The organism is uncultured Mucilaginibacter sp., from assembly GCF_937859865.1.
GTDB lineage: Bacteria > Bacteroidota > Bacteroidia > Sphingobacteriales > Sphingobacteriaceae > Mucilaginibacter_A.
The window spans coordinates 13,912-15,051 of sequence record NZ_CALMAT010000151.1 but is presented as its reverse complement, the minus strand read 5'-3'; the positions used below and the strand labels follow the sequence as shown (position 1 = coordinate 15,051).

Genomic DNA, 1,140 nt, shown 5'->3' with positions numbered 1-1,140 from the left:
GTTTGAAGAAAACGAACTGATTGACATGGAAGTTTCGCAAAAATATCACTTGCAAGAAACGGACACACTGGCAAAGCAGGCCGGTTTTGAACCTGTTGCCCATTTTTTTGATGGTAAAAAGTGGTTTGTGGATGCAGTTTGGGAGTGTGAATAATAGGATAAAAATAAACTGTTTTACGTGTTATTTGTTATAAACAAAAATTAATTCAAAAAATAAATGAGCGCACAAGCAAATATTGAGACTCAGAAAAAATTTGGCGAAGCCGTAAATACAGGGCATTTAGATTTATTACGCGATCTGATTTCTTCGGATTCCATTGATCACGATCCTTCACCGGGGCAAGGTACAGGACCGGAAGGTTATATTAAGTTCTTCAAAATGATGAGAACTGCTTTCCCTGATTTGAAAGTTGAGGTTGAACAATTGGTTGCCGATGAAGACAAAGTAGCTTTTGCTTATACGATTACAGGAACGCATGAAGGTGTTTTCATGGAAGAAGTTCAGCCAACCGGAAAGAAAATTAAAGCACGTGGTATGCAAATTAGTAAGTTTGAAAACGGCAAAATGACAGAACGCTGGGGAAGTTCGGATGAGTTAGGAATTTTAAAACAATTAGGTGTAAAGCTGGAAGAGATTTAAGGTTTAATTTCCTTTTTCTGATCATCAAAATCCCGGCCTTTAGGTTCGGGATTTTTTTATTAAGGCTTTTTTTATGGTTTGATCAATTTTTTTACCGGTAAAACAAGCATCTCATTTATAGTGTTTTGATAAAAAATTAAGTTATGAAAACCAACCTTTCTTCCCGCCGAGATTTTCTCCGTCAACTATCCGTTGGTGCAGGTACTTTAACGTTAGGTTCGGCGCTTTCATCGTTTGATGAGCTTCTTTTACCACCTAAAAAATTGGGTGTCGCTTTGGTTGGCTTGGGTAGTTACAGCAGCGGACAATTAGCACCGGCTTTGCAGCAAACCAAAAATTGTTACTTAGCCGGGATTGTTACCGGAACACCGGAAAAAGCAAAAACTTGGTCGGCAAAGTACAACATCCCGCAAAAAAACATTTACAACTACCAAAACTTTGATTCCATCGCCCAAAACCCGGACATTGATATCGTTTATGTAGTGTTGCCGGTTTCGATG

The 1,140-nt window shown here is 38.5% G+C and carries 3 protein-coding genes; all 3 read left to right on the top strand.

The annotated features are described in order from the left end of the window. Positions 1 to 154 (top strand): L-histidine N(alpha)-methyltransferase (locus Q0192_RS18825; RefSeq protein ID WP_366518208.1); only part of this gene is annotated, 154 nt, incomplete at its 5' end. Positions 155 to 217: 63 nt separating this feature from the next. Beyond that, entirely contained in the window at positions 218 to 640 is a 423-nt protein-coding gene (locus tag Q0192_RS16510; RefSeq protein WP_299291170.1) for an ester cyclase, read from the top strand. Positions 641 to 783: 143 nt separating this feature from the next. Continuing rightward, a partial coding sequence (locus Q0192_RS16505; RefSeq protein ID WP_299291168.1) for a Gfo/Idh/MocA family oxidoreductase occupies positions 784 to 1,140 on the top strand: 357 nt, incomplete at its 3' end.

What these genes read in the sequence shown, in the direction of transcription:
- Q0192_RS16510 (WP_299291170.1), top strand. Translation starts at nt 218, where the DNA reads ATGAGCGCACAAGCAAATATTGAGACTCAGAAAAAATTTGGCGAAGCC.